Below are 19,221 nucleotides of genomic sequence, written 5' to 3' on the forward strand. Positions count from 1 at the left end.
AGCGAGCCGACCGGCGGACCGGCGGCCACCGCGCGCAACGGTCCGGTGACGGTGGCCGCCGTACGGTTCTCGCAGTACCCCTGATCAGCGCGTTCGCCCCCTCCGTCCCGCGGGAGGAACGGCTGCGCGCTGCCACGGGGTGACCGGCCGGGGGCCGGGAGACGGGCTAGAGCATCTCGGGGGCGGCGGCCCCCGCGATGGGGTTGCCCGCCCAGTGGGTCGCGGGTGGGACCGTCTCACCGCGCATGACGAGGGAGGAGGCTCCGACCGAGGCGTGGGCGCCGACCGCGCTGCCCGGCAGCACGATGCTGTGCGGGCCGAGCGAGGCGCCCTCGGCGAGATGGACCGTGTCCATCCGCATGATCCGGTCGTGGAACAGATGGGTCTGGAGCACGCAGCCCCGGTTCACGGTCGCACCGTCGCCGAGTGTGATCAGGTCGGTCTCGGGCAGCCAGTGCGTGTCGCACCACACGCCGCGGCCGATCCGGGCCCCCAGGCTCCGCAGCCACCAGTTGAGTACGGGAGTCCCGGTGAACGGCCCGGCCAGCCACGGGACGGCCAGGGATTCCACGAAGGTGTCGTACAGCTCGTTGCGCCAGACGAACGAACTCCACAGCGGACGCTCCGCCACCCGGAAGCTGCCCACCAGGGTCCACTTCGCCACGGTCGCCATCAGCGCGGCTGCCACCCCGGCGGCCAGCAGGACGGGGGCGCCGATCAGTGCCGCGAGCCACAGGCCGCTCGACACGAGGGCGTCCTGCTGAGCGAGCAGTACCCCCTCGGCCAGTGCCAGCCCGCACATCAGCGGGATCAGACGGCACAGTTCGACGAGCGCGCGGGCCAGCACCAGATGGCGGGCGGGCTCGAAGGTGCGGCCGGGGTCCGGGGTGTCCGCCACCCGCGGCAGGGCCATCGAGGGGCGGCCCAGCCAGGAGCTGCCGGGCTCGCTCCGGGCGGGTGCGTCGGAGAGCACCCCGATCAGGGCGCGGTCGGGCACGGTCCGGCCGGGGCCGACGATGCCCGAGTTCCCGACGAAGGCCCGCCGCCCGATGCGCACCTCGCCCAGGTGCATCCGGCCGCCGCGCAGTTCGTACGGGGCGGCGAGCACGTCGTCGGCGAGGAAGGCCCCGTCGTCGACCGTGAGGAGCGAGGGCAGCGGCAGGACCGTGGAGATCTCCGCCCGGCGGCCGACGCTGGCACCGAGCAGCCGCAGCCACACGGGCGTGGCCAGGCTGGCGTACAGCGGGAAGAGCGAGGCGCGGCTGCCGCCGAGGAGCCGGTGCACCAGCCAGACGCGCCAGGCGACACCGCCGTCGCGGGGATGGCTGCCGGGGGTGATGCCCCGGCCGAGGAGCCGTACGACGGCGGCCACGGTGAGGATCCAGCAGACGGTGGTGACGCAGGTCGAGACGGGGACGGTCAGCATGAGCCACAGCGCGGCCGCGCCGAGGGTGACGCAGTCCTTGATCAGGTAGTACGTCCCGACGAGGGCGGGCGCGGCGGCGAGCACCGGCAGGACCGGCAGCGCCCCCAGGGAGACCGCGTAAGCGGCCTTCCACCGTCGCGCGAACCGCGCCGGACGCACGCCGCCCGGAACCGCCGAGGCCCGGGCGGACGGCGCCGGAACCAGCGGAACCGACCGGGCCGCCGGGGTCGCGCGGCGGGCCGGTGAGCCGTGCCAGGTCTCGTGCGCGGGAAGGGCGCCGTCGAGGCAGGCGCCCCCGGCGAGTTCGGCGCCGGGGCCCACCACCGCGCCCGGCATCAGCATGGACCGGTGGCCCACCCGGGCCCCGGCGCCTACCCGTACGGCCCCCACCCGCAGCGTCGCTCCGTCGATCCACCACCCGGACAGATCGGCCTCGGGTTCGATCGCGCAGCCCTCACCCAGGTCGGCGAGACCGGTCACCGGGGGCATGGTGTGCAGGGCGACCCCGGGCCCGACGGCGCATCCGAGCGAGCGCGCGTACCGGACGGCCCAGGGCGTGCCGAGCAGCGCCGGCACGCCGAAGGAGGCCACGGTCCGTTCCGCGGCCCACAGCCGAAGGTGGACCCTGCCCCCGCGCGGGTACGCGCCGGGGACGATCCCCCGGGTGAACAGGCGGGCCGCCGCGGCGCCGAGGGCGAACCGGGACGGCGCGCTGAACAGCACCACCCAGCCCACCAGCACCAGCCACCACGAGGTGTAGGGGGTCCAGGCCTGGGGGGCGAGCACCGCGAGGACGTTGTCGACGGCGGCCAGGCCCACCAGTCCCCGCAGCCCCGCCACCCCGAACAGGGCGCACTGCACGAGGATCTGCGCCGCCCCGGTCCGGCGGCGCAGGGGCGCCGCCTCCGACGTCGGCCGGGCGGCGGCCACGGCGGCGGCGGATCCCTCACGTCCGGCGAGGCCGTCGAGGTGCGCGGCCATGTCCCGCAGGACGGGGTTCCGGTAGAGGTCCGAGACCGAGACCCCGGGATACCGCTCGCGCAGTACGGAGGCCATCCGGGCGGCGGTCAGGCTGGTCCCCCCGAGGGCCACGAAGTCGGATCCGGGGCCGGGCCGGGCACCGAGGAGGTGCTCCCACACTTCCACCAGCCTGGCGGCGGCTCCGCCGAGCGGTTCGCCGTCCGGCCAGGATCGCGCCCCGCCCCTCCCGTCCGCTCCCGGCCCGGTGTCCGGCAGCGGCCAGGGGAGGGCCGCGCGGTCGACCTTGCCGGAGGTACGGGTGGGCAGTTCGCCGATCTCGGCCAGTACGGGCACCAGCGCGGCGGGCAGGTTCCGGGCCAGCGTCTCCCTGGCCCGGGCGCGGTCGTATCCGGGCGCGGGGACGACGTATCCGGCGAGCACCTGTCCGCCCCCGGGGGTGGCGTGCACGGCGGCGGCGGCTCCCAGCACTCTGGGCAGGGCGCTCAACGCGGCGTCGATCTCGCCCAGTTCGACCCGGCGGCCGCCGAGCTTGACCTGGTCGTCGGCCCGCCCCGCGAAGAGGAGGCCCTCGGGGTCGGCGCGGACCAGGTCGCCGGTCCGGTAGGCGCGGGCCGCGCCCAGCGCGGGGCAGGGCCGGAAGCGTTCGGCGTCCTTGACCGAGTCGAGGTAGCGGGCGACGCCCGCCCCGGCGATGACCAGTTCGCCTTCGGCGCCGGTCGCCACCGGCTCCCCCGCCTCGTCGACGACGGCCAGGTCCCAGCCGTCCAGGGGCAGTCCGATGCGCAGCGGTTCGCCGGGGCGCAAGAGCGCCGCGCAGGCCACGACGGTGGTTTCGGTGGGGCCGTAGGTGTTCCACATCTCGCGCCCGCCGACCGCGAACCGCTCGACCAGCTCGGCCGGGCACGCCTCGCCGCCGACGATGAGCAGCCGGACCCGGTCCAGGCATTCGACGGGCCAGAGCGCGGCGAGCGTGGGCACGGTCGAGACGGCCGTGATGCCCCGGTCGACGAGCCAGGGGCCCAGCTCGTGTCCGGCGCGTACGAGCGAGCGCGGGGCCGGGACCAGGCAGGCGCCGTGCCGCCAGGCCAGCCACATCTCCTCGCAGGAGGCGTCGAAGGCGACGGAGAGCCCGGCGAGCACCCGGTCGCCGGGGCCGAGCGGGCGCTCCGGCAGGAACAGCCCGGCTTCGGCGTCGACGAAGGCGGCGGCGGCGCGATGGGTGACGGCCACGCCCTTCGGGGCTCCGGTGGAGCCGGAGGTGAAGATGATCCACGCGTCGTCCCCAGGACCCGCCGCGCTCCCCGCACCCGCGTCCCCGGAACCCGCCGCGCTCCCCGCACCCGCGCCCCTCAAACTCCCCGCGTCCGTCGGCCCCGCCGCCCGGCCCGGGCCCTCGTCGGCCCCCGCGGGCGGTACCGCGCCGGGCGCCATCGCGCCGTCCGCACCGAGCACCAGGCAGACGCCCGCCTCGCGGAACACGGCGGCGGCGCGCTCGTCGGGATCGTCCGCGTCCACCGGGACGTAGGCCGCGCCGCAGCGCAGCACGGCCAGGACCGCCAGGTACAGCTCGGCGCTGCCGGAGGGGATCCGGATCCCGACGCGGTCGCCCGCGCCGGCCCCGGCCCGGCGCAGCCGCTCGGCGCGGGCGGCGACCTCGGCGGTCAGCCGCCGGTAGTCGAGCCGTTCGGTGCCGGTGTCCAGGGCATCGGCCCGGGGGTGCGTGGCGGCGGTGGCGTCGAGGATGTCAAGGAGCGTGCGGGCGGGGGCAGGGGGCGCACCGAAGTGACACGCGCCCCTCGCCACGGGGGCGAGCGCCGGTCGGGGCAGGGGGCCGGGCGGAGTGGATGGCATCGGTGGTGCGCCTCTATTCGGCTGTGTGACGTGCGTATTCTGCACGGCCGGATCCCCGCATCGGGCGTCCGCCGCACGCATCCACAGATACCGGGCGACGCACCTCCGCTCACCGCCCGGAGGGCAAGGTTCCGCAAATCGAACGGTCCGCCTCGAACCCCAACACCACGTCAAACCCTTGCGGCGGGCGGGGTCGCGCCCCCTCTCGCCCGACCCGGGCGCGTTCGCGCATCGACGCCCCGTGGGGAGGATTTGAACAACCGCTGGGCTGACGTTCGGTATCGGACGGACCCCTCGGTCCGTCCGGAGCGCGGCGCGGCTACCCGGTGCCGCGGGACTCGGCGATACGTTCGGCCTCGGCCAGCGCCCGGAGTTGCCCCGGGGTGACGCCGTCCGGTATGGGTACCGGCGCCGGGGTGCGCAGCGGCGGCTGCCAGCCCGTCTCCGGCTCCCAGCGCCGCACGATCCGCGCGGGCGCCCCGGCGACGACGGCGTGATCGGGCACCTCGCCGCGTACGACGGCCCCGGCGGCCACCACCACGTTGCGGCCGAGCCGGGCGCCGGGCAGGATCACCGCGCCGGTGCCGAGCCAGCAGCCCGGGCCGATCTCGACGGGCGCGCTGCGCGGCCACTGCTTGCCGACGGGCTCGTGCGGGTCGTCGTAACTGTGGTTCGTGGAGGTGATGTAGACCCCGGGCCCGCAGAACGTGTCGGAGCCGATGGTGATCCGGGTGTCGGCGATGACGTGGCTGCCGCGCCCGAGGACGACGCCGTTGCCGAGGACCAGCACCGGATCCGGGCCGAGGTCGAGGTCGGGCATCATCCCGGCGGTCAGCGTGACCTGTTCGGCGATGATGCAGTGGTCGCCGAGGCGGATCCAGGGCTCGCCGAAGACGGTGCCCTGGGGGAAGGCCAGGCGGGTGCCGTGGCCGATGGCGCCGAAACGAAGCCGTCCGGGGGTCTGCGCGGTGACCGCGCCCGCCTCGCGCACCCAGCGCCAGCCCGCGTGGACGGCGCGGCTCGCGACCCGGCGGCGCAGGGCGGTCAGGGCCGCCAGGACCTCCCCGGAGGAGAACGTGTTTCTGTTCTTCGGCACCCGGCCACGGTAGTGGGCCGGGCCGGGGGCATCCGGACGGGCCTGCTGTGATCTTCACCCCATCGGTGGGGCGGCGGGCCGCGTGGCCTACGGTGCGAGGAGCGCGGCATCCGGAAGCAGAGGAAGAGAACATGACGTTTCAGGCGGGCCAGGCGTACGTCGCCGGTGTGGGCGGTAAGGAGCCGGCGATCCACCCGGAGGCGTTCACCGCGCCGACCTCCGTCGTGGTCGGCGACGTCAGTGTCGGCGCGGGGTCGAGCATCTGGTACTCGGCGGTGCTGCGCGCCGACTGCGGCCCGGTCACCCTCGGCGCGGACAGCAACGTGCAGGACAACTGCACCGTCCACGTCGACCCCGGGTTCCCGGTGACCATCGGCGACCGGGTCTCCATCGGCCACAACGCCGTGGTGCACGGCTGCACCGTCGAGGACGACTGCCTGATCGGCATGGGCGCGACGGTCCTCAACGGCGCGGTGATCGGCGCGGGCTCCCTGGTGGCCGCCCAGGCACTGGTTCCGCAGGGCATGGTCGTCCCGCCGGGCTCGCTGGTCGCGGGCGTCCCGGCGAAGGTCCGGCGCCCGCTGTCCGACGAGGAGCGCGCGGGCATCAGCCTGAACGCCACGATGTACGTCGAGCTGGCGAAGCAGCACCGCGCGGCCGCCGAGGACGCCGGATAGCACCGCCCGCCCTCGCCCCGACGATCAGCGGGCGCGGTCGGTCGCGCCCGAGGGCAGCGCCGCGCCGATGGCCAGTGGAGCGGTCGCGGTGAGGAGCAGCGCCGCCCTCGGGAGGGTCCACCCTCCCGAGGCGGTGCGCAGGAGGCCCACCGCGCAGGAGGTCCACCGCGAAGGGGCCGACCGCGGCGACCAGGCAGCCCAGCGACCAAGCGAGGCACGGCAGGGCGGTGACCCGCGCCGGGGTGCCACCGCTGTCGCCGATCCCGGCCGGCACCAGCGGGAACGAGCAGAACCTCGGACGGCCACGACAGCCACGACGGGCACGCCCCTCCGCGCCGGATCCCGCTCGACCCGGCACCGGACTCAGTCGGCCACGACCCCGGCCGTCACCTCGGGGCCGTCGCCCCGGGCCTCGGACTCGGCGGCGGCCGCCGACTTCTTCGCCCGGCTGCGCAGCACCAGCATCGAGGTGACCCCGATCAGCGCCGCGGCCGCCAGCCCCAGCCAGGAGAACCGCTTCAGCCACGCTTCCGCGACGACCCCGATGTAGTAGACGGCCATCGTGGTGCCACCGGCCCAGATGATCCCGCCGAGCACATTGGCGATCAGGAACTTCCAGTACGGCATCCGCAGCACACCCGCCAGCGGCCCCGCGAACATCCGCAGCAGCGCCACGAACCGGCCGAAGAAGACGGCCCACATGCCCCACTTCTCGAACGACCGCTCCGCCATGGCGACATGGTGTTCCCCGAAGTGCCGGGGGAACTTCCGGCCGAGACGGGCCAGCAGCGGTTTGCCGCCCTTGCGGCCGATCGCGTAGCCGATGGAGTCCCCGACGACCGCGCCCGCGCTCGCGCAGGCGCCCAGCACCAGCGGATTGATGTCGCCGTTCTGCGAGGCGAGCAGCGCCGCGCTGACCAGGACGAACTCCCCGGGGAGCGGAATGCCCACGCTCTCCACTCCGATGACCAGCCCGACCAGCAGATAGACGCTGACCGCCGGGATGGTCTCCAGCCATTCCTGGACGTGCACCGGTATTGCCTCCCACAGCCCTGGTCCCCCGGTGCGTCCGCTCGGACGCACCGACCGGGCAGCCTACCGGCCGGGCGACCGGACCATCGCGGCCGCCCTCAGCGGAAGTTCCCGCGAGGAGCGCCCCACCCACACCTCCCGGCGCCCGGTGCCCACCGCCCAGGCGTGCGGTCCCGGGTGCCAGGCGGAGAGAGAGCGCGGGTCCAGGTCCACGGTGATCCGCCGGGCCGCTCCGGGCGCGAGGGCGATCCGCCGGTACCCGGCAAGGGCCCGCACCGGCTGGTCGAGTCCGAGGTCCGGCGAGGGGCCGAGGTACACCTGCGCCACCTCCGTGCCCTTGCGGCGGCCGGTGTTGCGCACGGTGAATTCCACGCGCAGGCCGCTCCCCCGGGGGCGCACCGTCAGCTTCTCGTACTGCCAGGTGGTGTACGAGAGCCCGTGCCCGAACGGGAAGAGCGGGGCCACCCGCTGCGCGTCGTACCAGCGGTGGCCCACGTGGACGCCCTCGGAGTACTCCTGGCGCCCGCCCACGCCCGGGTAACGCAGCGGGTCGGCGCCGACCGGGGTGGCGTGCTCGTCGGCCGGGAAGGTCTGGGTGAGCCGCCCCCCGGGGTCCGCGTCGCCGAAGAGCACGTCGGCGGTGGCGCCCGCGCCCTCCTGGCCCGGGTAGTACATCTGGAGCACCGCGCCGGTGCGGGCCAGCCACGGCATGGCGGTGGACGAGGAGGTGTTGAGGACCACGGTGGTGCGCGGGTTGACGTCGGTGACCGCCTCGATCAGCGCGTTCTGGCCGCCCGGCAGCGCGAGGGTGGTGCGGTCGCTGCCCTCGGTGGCGTCCTCGTAGGCGAACAGCACCACGCTGTGGGCGGCCTTGGCGGTCCGGACCGCCTCGGCCAGGCCGGCGGCCCGGGTGGCGCGGGTGGTGTGGCGCAGCCGGAAGCGCAGGCCCTGGTCACCGCCGTGGGCGGCGACGGTCAGCCGGTGGGTTCCGGCGGCGAGGGCGAGGGTGCGGCGCCGGACGGTGAGCCCGTCGGGGGCCGTGCCGAGGAGGCCGCCCACGAAGTACTCGGCGACGCCCTGGCGGACGGGGAAGAGTTCCACGCCGTCGAGGCGCACCTCGGGACGCGTACCGGTGTAGTGGACGAGCAGGCTCCACTCGTCGGGCGCGGCCAGGGTGAACTCGCCCTCGTAGCGGTGGTCGCGGCCCGCGTCCACGCGCTGGTCGTCCAGGTCGGCGGCCGGTGCGAGCAGGCCCGCCGGGAGCGGTCGGCCGTACAGGTCCTCGCCGGGGGCGTGGCGGACCTCGGCTCCCGCACCGGCCCGGGCCCGGATCGCGGCCAGCGGGCTCGCCGCCCGGTCCCGGTCGGGGACGACGTGGGCGCTGCCGCCGCCGCTGACGAAGGGCACCTGACCGGTGGGCCCGATGACGGCGACGGACCGGGCGGCGGGCCCGGCCAGCGGCAGGGTGCCCTTCTCGTTGCGCAGCAGGGTCGCCCCGGCGACGGCCACCCGCCGGGCGATCGCGGCACCGGCGGCGGGATCGCGGACCGGCCGGGCGGCGGGCGGCGCGTCGAGCAGGCCGAAGCGGTCCATGGTGCTCAGCACCCGGCGGACGGCGAGGTCCACGGCGTGCCGGGGCACCGATCCGGCGCGCACCGCCTCCCGCAGCGGTTCCCCGAAGTGGGTGCCGTCGGGCATCTCCATGTCGAGGCCCGCGGTGATGGCGGCGACGGTGCTGTGGGTGGCCTGCCAGTCGGACATCACCCAGCCGTCGAAGCCCCAGCGCCCGCGCAGGAGTTCACCCAGCAGCGGCTCGCTCTCGCAGGCGTGGGCGCCGTTGACCTTGTTGTACGCGCCCATCACGGCGCCCGTCCCGGCGGTGACCGCGGCCTCGAAACCGCGCAGCTCCGTCTCGTGGAGGGTCCGTTCGTCGGCGATCACGTCGACCGTGTCGCGGCCCTTCTCCTGGTTGTTGAGCGCGAAGTGCTTGACGGTGGCGATCAGCCCCTCGTCCTGGATGCCGCGGATCATCTCGGCGACCAGGTCGGCGGTGAGCCGGGGGTCCTCGGAGAAGGTCTCGAAGTTGCGGCCCGCGAAGGGGGTGCGGATCAGGTTGACCATGGGCGACAGGAGGACGTCCTGGCCGAGCGCGCGACCCTCCCGGCCGATGATCCGGCCGTAGGCGCGGGCGAGGGAGGGGTCGAAGGCGGAGGCGAGCAGGACGGGCGCGGGCAGCGCGGTCGCGGGCAGCCGCACCCGTACCCCGGCGGGCCCGTCGGCGAGCCGCAGCGCCGGGATGCCGAGGCGCGGTACGCCGGGCACGTATCCCGCCTGGCCGAGCGGGGCGGGATCGGCGGCGCCGTGCAGCAGGGCGGTCTTCTCGTCGAGGGTCAGCCGCTCCAGCAGCGCGTCCACCCGAGCCCCGCCGCCGGGCCGGGCGACGGCCCCGGCCCTGGTCGCGCGGGTGGCGCTGCGGGCCCCCGCGCCCGGTGGTACGGCGGACACGCAGCCCCCGGCCCCCAGGGCGGCGCCCGCCGCGCCCAGCAGCCTGATGGCGGTACGACGGGACACGGCCTCGCTCATGGGGGCTCCCGGGAAGCGGCGACGGGCGGGGGCGGCCCGCGCCGGGCCGCCCCCGCCCACTGTGCGCCACCCGCCCGCGCGTCCCGCCGGGACGCGCCACCCGGGGGCGCGCCCTTCCACTGATGGGACGCACCGGCCCCCGGCGGCCCCGGGCGCGCTCAGCCCTGGGGCGGCTGCACAACCGTGGCGTCCCGGTCCCGCCGGTTGTCGTCACCGCGCTCGACCCGGGCCTCCGTACGGTGCCCGCGCGCGATGTAGTCGCGGACGACCACCTCGACCGCGTCCTGCGGGGATCCGACCCCCGCGAGGACCATCACCTCCACCACCAGCTCGGCGTCCAGGCTGATACTGACCTTGGCCACAGGTGCCCCCTCGCAGTCGTCGCGTCGGAACCCGACTCTACGTCGTACCGCCAGCCCCAACCCCCGGGCCGATCAAACGCGTTCGGTGCGGGCTACGCGTGGGGCCGCAACGTCCAGACGACGGTCATTTCGCCCGTCACGGCCTCGTCCTCGCGCTGGATGGCGACGGTCACCGGGAACTCGGGGCGGCCGCCCGCGTCGAGTTCGGCGATCACCTCGGCCGCCGGGCGGCCGAGGGTGGCGGTCGCCGTGACGACGCCCTTGGCCAGCTTCTTGTAGCCGATCTCGGCCCGTACGGCGAGCGGGACCGCGCGGGAGAGCTGCTCCCCGAAGGCCGCGAGCACGATCGCGCCGCTCGCCGACTCGGCGAGGGTGAACATGGCGCCCGCGTGCGGGCCGCCGACGTGGTTGTGGAACTCGGGCTGGTCGGGCAGGCGGACGACCGCGCGCTCGGGGGTGGTCTCCAGGAACTGGAGGTTCAGGGTGCGGGCCATCGGCACCGTCGCGGCGAGCAGTTCGCCCACGTTCATCTGGTCTGCGCTCATGAACGGCGATGTTACCCGTGAGTAGATGGGCTTGGCCAGAGCCGCAACGGGACCGGGCGTACCTCCCGCGCACCGCTCCCACTATCGTTACCCGCCATGTGGCCAGGACAGCAGCAGCCGCCCGGGGGCGAGCAGAACCCGCAGGACGCGCAGAACAACCCGTACCAGCAGCAGCCGGGACAGCCGAATCCGTACCAGCAGCCGGGGTACGGACAGCAGCAGCCCGGCTATGGGTACCCGCAGCCGGGCTACCAGCAGCCCCCTCCGACGCAGCCGTGGGGGCAGCAACCGCAACAGCCCCCACAGCCTCCGCAGGGTGGCGGCCGGGGCTCCAGCCCCTTCGCGACGAAGACCGTCGCCATCGTGGCGGCCTCGGCCGTCGTGGTGGCCGCGGCCGTCACGGGCGCCTTCGTCCTCACGAAGGACGACAAGAAGAAGGATGTCGCCGACGACAAGCCCGCCGCCAGTTCATCGGCTCCCGTCACACCGCCCGCCCCGGCCCCGCCGACCGGCAACCCGCGCTCGGGCGGCCAGGTCGCGGCCGTCATCCCCGGCTGGAAGGTGGTCGTCAACCCGAAGTACGGGACCGCCTTCGACGTACCGGCGGACTGGAAGGTCGACGGCTCGGGCATGTCGTACGGCATCACCGACGATTCCAAGAACGACGGCTCTCCCCTCATCAGCATGTCCGCTCCCGCCGAGTACAAGGAGGAGTGGTGCAAGGTCGACTCCGACAAGAACGGCACCGAGGAGAAGACCGCGCTCGCCACCACCGGCACCAAGGGCGGCCAGGGCGCCAAGGACACCGCTGAGGCCGCCTACAACGAGGCGGGCAACTGGGCCTTCGCCGCCTACGCGCAGAAGGCGCCCAAGGGCACCACCAAGGTGGTCGCGGCCAAGGAGTACACGACCCTCTCCGGCCTCAAGGGGCACATGGCCACCGCCAGCGTCACCGGCCTGCCCAAGAAGAACAAGTGCGACAGCGACGGCAAGTCCGTCGCCTTCAGCTTCAAGACCGCCAACGGCGACTTCTCCACCTGGGTGCTCTACGGCCCGGCCAACGTCCCGGACGAGGTCAAGCCCGAGGTCTACGAGAAGATCCTCAGCTCGATCCGGCTGGCCGCCGGCTGATCCCCGGATGATCTACGGCGCCCTTCCCCCGGTCGGCTAATCCGTTTGGATTCCCGGCCCGGGGCGGGGATAGTCCGGGGGTGAGCCCTCGTACCGCCCCGCGCCCTCCGTCCGCCCGCCGACGCCGACCCGAGTGGGCGGGCCGCAACTACTCGCTGCTGACCGCCGCGACGGTGGTGACGAACCTCGGCAGCCACGGCGCGCTCATCGCGGCGGCCTTCGCGGTACTGGAAGCGGGCGGCTCCGGCGGGGACGTCGGCCTCGTCGCCGCCGCCCGTACGCTCCCCCTCGTCCTCTTCCTGCTCATCGGCGGCGCGATAGCCGACCGGCTGCCGCGCCACCGCGTGATGGTCGCGGCCAACGCCCTCAACTGCCTCTCGCAGGCCGCCTTCGCGGTGCTCGTGCTCACCGGTGACCCGCAGCTGTGGCAGATGATGCTGCTCACCGCGCTGTGCGGAACCGGCACCGCGTTCTTCAGTCCGGCCGCCGAGGGCATGCTGCTCTCCAGCGTCTCCGGGGAGCACGCCAACCGCGCCTTCGCCCTCTTCCGGATGGCCATGCACGGCGCGGGCATCGGCGGGGCCGCGCTGGGCGGGGCCATGATCGCCGCGATCGGACCGGGCTGGGTACTCGCGGTCGACGCGGTCGCGTTCGCGGTGGCGGGCGCGCTGCGATCCTTCCTCGACGTGAGCCACATCGCACCGCGGGAACCCGGCGGCGGGCTGCTGGCCGATCTGCGCGAGGGCTGGGCGGAGGTCCGTACCCGCCCCTGGCTGTGGAGCATCGTGCTCCAGTTCTCCGTGGTGGTCGCCGTCGTCGGCGCCGCCGAAGCGGTCTACGGTCCGCTGGTGGCCCGGGACCATCTGGGCGGCCCGGCTCCCTGGGGCCTGGCCCTGGCCGCCTTCGGGGTCGGCACCATCGGCGGGGCCGTCCTGATGATCGTGTGGAAGCCGCGCAGGCTGCTGCTGGTGGGCACCCTGTGCGTGTTCCCGCTGGCGATGCCGTCGGCGGGGCTGGCGATCCCGCTGCCGACATGGGGCCTGTGCGGGGTGATGCTGCTCAGCGGACTGGCCATCGAGGTGTTCGGCGTGAACTGGATGACCACGATGCACCAGGAGATCCCGGAGGAGAAGTTCTCCCGGGTCTCGGCCTACGACTGGTTCGGCTCGGTCTCGATGCTGCCGCTGGCCACCGCCCTCGCGGGCCCGGCCGAAACGGCCTTCGGCCGCACCAACGCCCTGTGGGGCTGCGCGGCCCTGGTCATCCTCGTCACCGCCGCCGTCCTGGCGGTCCCGGACGTCCGCCGCATGACCCGCAAACCGACGAAACCCCGCGCCGAGGGCACGCCCGTCCCGGCCGGGGAGACCCCCAGCCGCGCCGACGTGTGAGGCACCGCCGGAGGCGAGCCCGGCCCGGCCGGCGTCCGCGCCGCGGCGTCCCGGGCGGATCCCCCGACCGCGAGGCCCCGGACCGCGAGCCCCGGCCCCTCAGCCCACGCTGAACGCCCCCTCCGGCGGCTCCGGCGAAGCCACCGCGTCGGCGTCCCCCACCACCCCGGCCGCCCCGACCAGCTTCGCCAGCCCCGCCCCGTACTCCACCCGCGCCGGAAACACGTCCCCCGCACAGGCCCGCGCCAGCGCCCCCACCGGCAGCTCCCGCTCGGACCCCAGCAGCACCGCGTTCCCGAACCGCCGCCCCCGCAGCACCCCCGGCTCCGCGATCAGCGCCAGCTCCGGGAACACCGTCGCGAAGTTCGCCAGCTGGCCCCGCAGGAACCCGAAGGGCGCCCCGTCGGCCAGATTGGCCACATAGATCCCGCCGGGCCGCAGCACCCGGGCCGCCTGGCGGGCGTACTCCACCGAGGTCAGCTGGGCCGGGACCCGCGAGCCCCCGAACACATCGGCCACCAGCACGTCCGCGCTCGCCGGGGGCGCCGCCTCCAGCCAGGCCCGGGCGTCCGCGGCGAACAGTTCGACCCCGGCGTCCCCGGGCAGCGGAAGGTGCTCGGCCACCAGCTCCAACAGGCCCCGGTCGAACTCGACGACCCGCTGCCGCGAGCCCGGCCGGGTCGCGGCGGCGTAGCGCGGCAGGGTCAGCGCGCCCCCGCCGAGGTGCAGCAGGTCCAGCGGCGCCCCCCGTTCGGCCGCGCAGTCCAGGACGTGTCCGAGACGGCGTACGTACTCGAACTCCAGGTGCCGCGGATCGTCGAGGTCCACATAGGACTGCGGGGCCCCGTCTACCGTCAGCAGCCAGGCCCGCCGCCGGTCCACGTCCGGCATCAGCTTGGCTGTGCCCTGGCCCACGTCCCGGATCACCGGGATCTGCTCGTCGTCCACCGCCCCATTGTCCGGCAGGAGGGGACCCCGCCCGACAGCGGTCAGCCGGTCCAGACGGCCGCCGCCTCGGCGGCGTGCGCGGCGGCCTGCGCGTACCCGGCCCGGGCCGCCGGGGCCCGCCGGGCCGGGTCCAGCACATTGCGCCCGAAGACCTTGCGGGCCGCCGCGGACGGGGTGATCAGCAGGACCTTCGTCCCGTCCGCGCGCAGCCGCTCGGTCTGCGTGGCGGGCGAGGGCGCGACCCCGGACCCCACGGCCACCGGGGCGATGACCACCACGCGCCGGTAGCCCGAGGCCACATCGGCGTTGGCGGCGGAGCGGACGCCTCCGTCGACGTAGCGCCGGGTTCCGACCGTCACCGGGGGCCACACCCCCGGCACCGCGCAGCTCGCCGAGACCGCGTCGACCAGGGAGACCCCGCTGTCCCGGTCGAAGTCGGCCGCGGCGCCGGTGCGCGCGTCCACCGCGGTGACCACGAACCGCCGCTCGGGCCAGTGGTGGGAGACGAGCCGCCCCTCCAGTACCGCGCGCCGGGCCGCCTCGTCCCCGGTGTCGGCGGCCAGCGCGAGTTCACCGACCCGCCGCCGGTAGGTGGTGGCGTCCTTGGCGCGCATCATCGCGACGGCGTAGCGGGCGACCAGGCCCGCGCCCAGTGTGGCCGCCGGCTCCCCGGCCGGTCCGGCGAGCTGGCGTTCGTACAGCTCGCGCGGGGTGAGCAGCCCGGAGGTGAGCTGGGCGCCGACGACCGAGCCCGCGGAGGTGCCGACGACGAGATCGGCCGTGGTGAGGTCGATGCCCGCTTCGGCCAGGCCGTGGATGATCCCGGCTTCCCAGCCGACCCCGGTGAGGCCTCCGCAACCGAGCACCAGCGCCGTCTCGCCGCTCATCGCAGCCCCCGCTCTTCCCGACCGCTCGTTCCCCGGATCCCGGATGTGGTGACGGCAGTCTGCCGCAGGGCAGCCGCCGTCACCACGGTGGGAACCGGGTCAGCCGAGAACGGACGTCACCGTTCCGGCGCCGACCGTCCGTCCGCCCTCGCGGATCGCGAAGCCGAGGCCCGACTCCAGCGGAACGTCCCGGCCCAGTTCGACGCTCATGGTGACCGTCTCTCCCGGCCGCGCGAGCGCCTCGGTCCCGAGGTCCACGTCCCCCACGACATCGGCGGTGCGGATGTAGAACTGTGGCCGGTATCCGCTGCCCAGCGGGGTGCTCCGGCCGCCCTCGCGCGCGGACAGCACGTACACCCGCGCCGTGAAGCGGCGGCTCGGCGTGACGCTGCCGGGCGCGGCGACCACGTCCCCGCGGCGGACGCCCTCGCGGGGCACCCCGCGCAGCAGGACCGCGACGTTGTCCCCGGCCTCGGCCGAGTCCATCGGCCTGCCGAAGGTCTCCAGGCCGGTGACCACCGTCTCGACGGGCTCACCGGCCGCGCCGAGCAGCGCGACCCGGTCGCCCATGCGGACGGTGCCCCGCTCGATGGCGCCGGTGACGACCGTGCCCCGCCCGGTGATGGTCAGTACGTTCTCCACCGGCAGCAGGAACGGGGCGTCCGTGTACCGCACCGGCATCGGCACGTACGTGTCCACCGCGTCCAGCAGCGCCTCGACCGACCCGGTCCAGCGCGGGTCGCCCTCCAGGGCCCCGAGTCCGGAGACCCGGACCACGGGCGCGGCGTCGCCCCCGTACCCGTTGGCGTTCAGCAGCTCACGGACCTCCAGCTCCACCAGGTCGGTCAGCTCGGGGTCCGCGGCGTCGGCCTTGTTGAGGGCGACGACGATGTGGTCGACACCCACCTGGCGGGCGAGCAGCACGTGCTCGGCCGTCTGCGGCATGACTCCGTCGAGCGCGGAGACGACGAGGATCGCCCCGTCGAGCTGCGCCGCTCCGGTCACCATGTTCTTCACGTAGTCCGCGTGTCCGGGCATGTCCACGTGGGCGTAGTGGCGGGTGTCCGTCTCGTACTCCACGTGCGCGAGGTTGATGGTGATGCCGCGCCGCGCCTCCTCGGGGCCCGGTCGATCCGGTCGAAGGGCACGAAGGAGGCACCCCCGCGCTCGGCGAGGACCTTGGTGATGGCGGCGGTGAGGGTGGTCTTGCCGTGGTCGACGTGACCCATGGTGCCGATGTTGAGGTGCGGCTTGGTCCGCACGAAGGCCGTCTTGGCCATGACTGGTGTCCTGATTCCCGTTGACGTGGCGTCGTGACGGGACCCCCGGTGACTGCCGACCCTCCCCCTGCGGGGTCCGCCGGACGATCCGGGAAGGGTCAGCTTCGGGCGCCGCCGAAGGGCGCTGCCACGACGACGGCCGCGGCTGCGCCTACGGCGACAGCGACTGCGAAAGCCGCCTCGGTATCCAGGGCGGCAGCCTTCGGCGCGTCCGCGACTGCGGACGGCGCTGCGAGGAAGGCGTACCGGAACATGGACCCGATCCTGCCCGACCGGCCGCCCCGCGTCGAACGGATTACCGCCCGCTCAGAGGTTCTTGAGCGCCTCGCGCACCGAGAGGGGGGACAGTTGCTCCCGCCGCTCCGCGACGAAGGCGCGGACCGCCGCCGGGTCCGTCTTGGCGTACTCGCGCAGGCACCACCCGATCGCCTTGCGGATGAAGAGGTCCGGGTGCCCCGCCTGCCGGAGGCAGTACGCGAACAGCCGGTCCGCGTCGGTGGCGCCCTTGTACCGGAGCTGGTGCAGCAGCGCGGTCCGGGCGATCCACAGGTTCTCGTCCCCGATCCACTCGTCCATCACGGCGGCCGGCCCGGGACCGGCGGCCACCAGGGGACCGACGGTGTGCGCGGCGAGCGCGTCGATGGTGTCCCACCACGGCTCGGTGACGATCAGGTGGCGGACCACGGGCAGGAAGCCCGGGCCGCAGTGCGTCACGTGGCGGCGCAGGTAGTCGACGGCGAAGTACCGGTACTCGCGCTCGGGCAGGAGCCAGCAGTGCAGCGCGAGGGCCGCGCAGTCGCTCTCGGCCGGAGGCGCGGTGTCCTTCGTCACGGCCTTCGCCAGCGCGCGGCGCCGGGGTCTGGCGATGCCGAGGAAGGGGCCGATGTCCTTCATGTACGCGGCCATGGCGGGCGCCGCGGCCGGGTCGGCGGCCGCCGGGAACACCTCGGTGAGCCGGGACAGCAGGGTGTCGGCGAGCGCGCTGCGCGGGATGCCGGGGGGACGCTGGTCGTTCGGCCGCATGAGGCCCAGATTACGGCGCCCCGACATGCCCGTCGGTTAGTCTCGGCGGATGTCCCCCCTCCTGCTCGCGCCCTGGTTCCGGCTGGCCCTGCTCGTCGTGCTGCTGGTGGCAGCCGGTGTGGGCGTGCTGCTGTACGAGCCCCAGCGGCTGCTCTCGCGGGACTGGACCGGCTCGCTCCCGCTGGGCACGGCGCTGTTGCTGTTCGCGGTGGCCTACGGGCTGTGCACGGCGGCGTTCGTCCCGCGCCCGCTGCTGAACCTGGGCGCGGGGGCCGTCTTCGGGACCCAGTTCGGCCTGGTGGCCGCCATCGGCGGCACGGTGCTGGGCGCAGCGGTGGCCTTCGGGCTGGGCCGGGCCATGGGGCAGCGGGCGCTGCGCCCGCTGCTGCGCGGGCGCTGGCTGCTGGCGGCGGACGGGCAGCTCAGCAGGCACGGGTTCCGGTCGATGCTCGCGGTACGGATCTTCCCCGGGGTGCCGTTCGCGGCGGCGAACTACTGCGCCGCGGTCTCGCGCTGCGGCTGGGTGCCGTTCCTGCTCGCGACGGCCGTGGGTACGGTGCCGAACACGGCGGCGTACGTCCTCGCGGGCGGCAGCGCTTCCTCGCCGACCTCGCCCGTCTTCCTCGCCTCGCTCGGCTTCATCGCGGTGTCCGGGGTGCTCGCGGCGGCGGTCGCCTGGCGCAAGCGGCACCGGCTGACGGGACCCGCGTCGGGCGGGCTGACGCCCCAGCAGACCCCAGTGGTCGGCGCTGTCACCCCTGGGCCCTAGCATCGGACGCGAACTTCCCGACGATCACAAGGACGAGCGCACCCCGACATGAGCTGGTTCGAATCCCTAATCCTCGGTCTCGTCCAAGGGCTGACGGAGTTCCTCCCGATCTCCTCCAGCGCCCACTTGCGGCTGACCGCGGCATTCGCCGGCTGGCAGGACCCCGGAGCGGCGTTCACCGCCATCACGCAGATCGGCACCGAGACCGCCGTGCTGATCTACTTCCGCAAGGACATCGCACGGATCGTGTCCGCGTGGTTCCGCTCGCTGACGAACAAGGCGATGCGCTCGGACCACGACGCCCAGATGGGCTGGCTGGTCATCGTGGGATCGATCCCGATCGGTGTCCTCGGCATCTCGCTGAAGGACCAGATCGAGGGGCCCTTCCGTGATCTGCGGCTGATCGCGACCACCCTGATCGTGATGGGCGTCGTCCTCGGCTTCGCCGACTGGCAGGCCTCGCGAGCCGAGTCGGGCGGCAGGCACCGCGTGCGCCAGGAGCGCAAGTCGCTCAAGGAGCTGGGGGTCAGGGACGGTCTGATCTTCGGCGCCGCCCAGGCGATGGCCCTGATCCCGGGCGTCTCGCGCTCGGGCGCGACGATCTCCGGCGGTCTGCTCATGGGGTACACCCGTGAGGCGGCGGCCCGGTACTCCTTCCTCCTCGCGATCCCGGCCGTCCTGGCATCGGGCGGCATGGAGTTGAAGGACCTCGGCAAGGGGCACGTCTCCTGGGGGCCGACGATCTTCGCCACGGTCATCGCCTTCCTGGTCGGTTATGCCGTCATCGCGTGGTTCATGAAGTTCATCACCACGAAGAGTTTCATGCCGTTCGTGATCTACCGGATCCTGCTGGGCATCGTGCTGTTCGTGCTGATCGGCATGGGCGTGCTGAGCCCGCACGCGGGCGAGTCCGCCGCGTAGCGGGGGCGCCGCACGCGCGCGGGGGCCGTCCTGGAACGTTCCCGGACGGCCCCCGCGTCGTTGTCCCTGGGAGAACCGACAGCCGACGTCGAGAGAACCCTGAGAACAGAGACACAGCACAGGGGGTGCGGTCCCATGGGTCGAGTGGTACTGGAGCGTTTTCCGGCCGGAAGTCCGCGGGGCAGCTGGCCCGCCGAGGAGTACGCCGCCCAGCGGCTGCGCGAGGGAGTGGCGGCCGAGGTCGTCATGGACCTCGACAGTGACGCCTTCCTCGTCGTGGTCAGACAGCGGGAGTCGCAATCCGGTCACTGAGGGACCGGC

General features: G+C 74.5%; 16 protein-coding genes and 1 pseudogene. 6 read left to right on the top strand and 11 right to left on the bottom strand.

The genetic code is table 11. The features are described from left to right. Window positions 1-166 precede the first annotated feature (166 nt). Window positions 167-4,258 carry a Pls/PosA family non-ribosomal peptide synthetase gene (locus QMF80_RS29300; protein ID WP_283458645.1) on the bottom strand — a complete coding sequence of 1,364 codons (4,092 nt, stop codon included), beginning with the start codon at window positions 4,256-4,258 and terminating at the stop codon, window positions 167-169. 319 nt (window positions 4,259-4,577) lie between these two features. Then, a complete protein-coding gene (locus QMF80_RS29305) occupies window positions 4,578-5,354 on the bottom strand; it encodes an acyltransferase (RefSeq protein WP_283458647.1) in 777 nt (258 codons plus the stop codon). 131 nt (window positions 5,355-5,485) lie between these two features. On the opposite strand from QMF80_RS29305, the gene QMF80_RS29310 reads away from it, so the two are divergent. After that, the gene (locus QMF80_RS29310; RefSeq protein ID WP_283458649.1) at window positions 5,486-6,031 is read left to right on the top strand and encodes a gamma carbonic anhydrase family protein; all 546 of its coding nucleotides are present in this window, start codon (window positions 5,486-5,488) and stop codon (window positions 6,029-6,031) included. Between the two features lie 24 nt (window positions 6,032-6,055). Here QMF80_RS29310 and QMF80_RS29315 read toward each other — a convergent pair whose 3' ends face one another. The 5 genes from QMF80_RS29315 to QMF80_RS29335 all read right to left on the bottom strand — a co-directional run bounded on the left by QMF80_RS29315 (window position 6,056) and on the right by QMF80_RS29335 (window position 10,553). Next, the gene (locus tag QMF80_RS29315) at window positions 6,056-6,181 is read right to left on the bottom strand and encodes a hypothetical protein (RefSeq protein WP_283458651.1); all 126 of its coding nucleotides are present in this window, start codon (window positions 6,179-6,181) and stop codon (window positions 6,056-6,058) included. A gap of 213 nt (window positions 6,182-6,394) precedes the next feature. Next, a complete protein-coding gene (locus tag QMF80_RS29320; protein WP_283458653.1) occupies window positions 6,395-7,063 on the bottom strand; it encodes a DedA family protein in 669 nt (222 codons plus the stop codon). 63 nt (window positions 7,064-7,126) lie between these two features. Beyond that, entirely contained in the window at window positions 7,127-9,646 is a 2,520-nt protein-coding gene (locus tag QMF80_RS29325; RefSeq protein WP_283458655.1) for a glycoside hydrolase family 3 protein, read from the bottom strand. A gap of 158 nt (window positions 9,647-9,804) precedes the next feature. Next, window positions 9,805-10,008, bottom strand: a complete 204-nt coding sequence (locus QMF80_RS29330; RefSeq protein ID WP_283458657.1) for a DUF2191 domain-containing protein — start codon at window positions 10,006-10,008, stop codon at window positions 9,805-9,807. A gap of 92 nt (window positions 10,009-10,100) precedes the next feature. Next, the gene (locus QMF80_RS29335) at window positions 10,101-10,553 is read right to left on the bottom strand and encodes a DUF4442 domain-containing protein (protein WP_283458659.1); all 453 of its coding nucleotides are present in this window, start codon (window positions 10,551-10,553) and stop codon (window positions 10,101-10,103) included. Window positions 10,554-10,649: 96 nt separating this feature from the next. Here QMF80_RS29335 and QMF80_RS29340 point away from each other — a divergent pair, with 96 nt between their 5' ends. Beyond that, window positions 10,650-11,684: a DUF8017 domain-containing protein gene (locus tag QMF80_RS29340; protein ID WP_283458661.1), complete on the top strand. Its 1,035-nt coding sequence runs from the start codon at window positions 10,650-10,652 to the stop codon at window positions 11,682-11,684. A gap of 80 nt (window positions 11,685-11,764) precedes the next feature. Next, window positions 11,765-13,072 (top strand): MFS transporter, encoded by a 1,308-nt coding sequence (locus QMF80_RS29345; protein ID WP_283458662.1) that lies wholly within the window; start codon window positions 11,765-11,767, stop codon window positions 13,070-13,072. A 99-nt stretch (window positions 13,073-13,171) separates the two neighbouring features. Here QMF80_RS29345 and QMF80_RS29350 read toward each other — a convergent pair whose 3' ends face one another. From QMF80_RS29350 to QMF80_RS29365, 4 genes and pseudogenes are all read right to left on the bottom strand, one after another. Next, window positions 13,172-13,963 (bottom strand): spermidine synthase, encoded by a 792-nt coding sequence (locus QMF80_RS29350; RefSeq protein WP_283458729.1) that lies wholly within the window; start codon window positions 13,961-13,963, stop codon window positions 13,172-13,174. 98 nt (window positions 13,964-14,061) lie between these two features. Next, window positions 14,062-14,907, bottom strand: coding sequence for a patatin-like phospholipase family protein (locus tag QMF80_RS29355; protein ID WP_283458665.1), 846 nt, complete (start codon window positions 14,905-14,907; stop codon window positions 14,062-14,064). Window positions 14,908-15,006: 99 nt separating this feature from the next. After that, window positions 15,007-16,187 (bottom strand): annotated as a pseudogene (tuf, locus tag QMF80_RS29360) (elongation factor Tu). A 306-nt stretch (window positions 16,188-16,493) separates the two neighbouring features. Next, window positions 16,494-17,210 carry a DNA alkylation repair protein gene (locus QMF80_RS29365; RefSeq protein ID WP_283458666.1) on the bottom strand — a complete coding sequence of 239 codons (717 nt, stop codon included), beginning with the start codon at window positions 17,208-17,210 and terminating at the stop codon, window positions 16,494-16,496. 49 nt (window positions 17,211-17,259) lie between these two features. On the opposite strand from QMF80_RS29365, the gene QMF80_RS29370 reads away from it, so the two are divergent. The 3 genes from QMF80_RS29370 (at window position 17,260) to QMF80_RS29380 (ending at window position 19,212) form a co-directional block, all read left to right on the top strand. Further along, window positions 17,260-17,979, top strand: coding sequence for a TVP38/TMEM64 family protein (locus QMF80_RS29370; RefSeq protein WP_283458668.1), 720 nt, complete (start codon window positions 17,260-17,262; stop codon window positions 17,977-17,979). A 48-nt stretch (window positions 17,980-18,027) separates the two neighbouring features. After that, window positions 18,028-18,900: an undecaprenyl-diphosphate phosphatase gene (locus QMF80_RS29375; RefSeq protein ID WP_283458670.1), complete on the top strand. Its 873-nt coding sequence runs from the start codon at window positions 18,028-18,030 to the stop codon at window positions 18,898-18,900. 135 nt (window positions 18,901-19,035) lie between these two features. Further along, complete coding sequence (locus tag QMF80_RS29380) at window positions 19,036-19,212, top strand: DUF8839 family protein (RefSeq protein ID WP_283458673.1); 177 nt, start codon at window positions 19,036-19,038, stop codon at window positions 19,210-19,212. Window positions 19,213-19,221 lie beyond the last annotated feature (9 nt).

The sequence above is a fragment of the Streptomyces sp. G-G2 genome, assembly GCF_030063135.1.
Classification (GTDB): domain Bacteria; phylum Actinomycetota; class Actinomycetes; order Streptomycetales; family Streptomycetaceae; genus Streptomyces.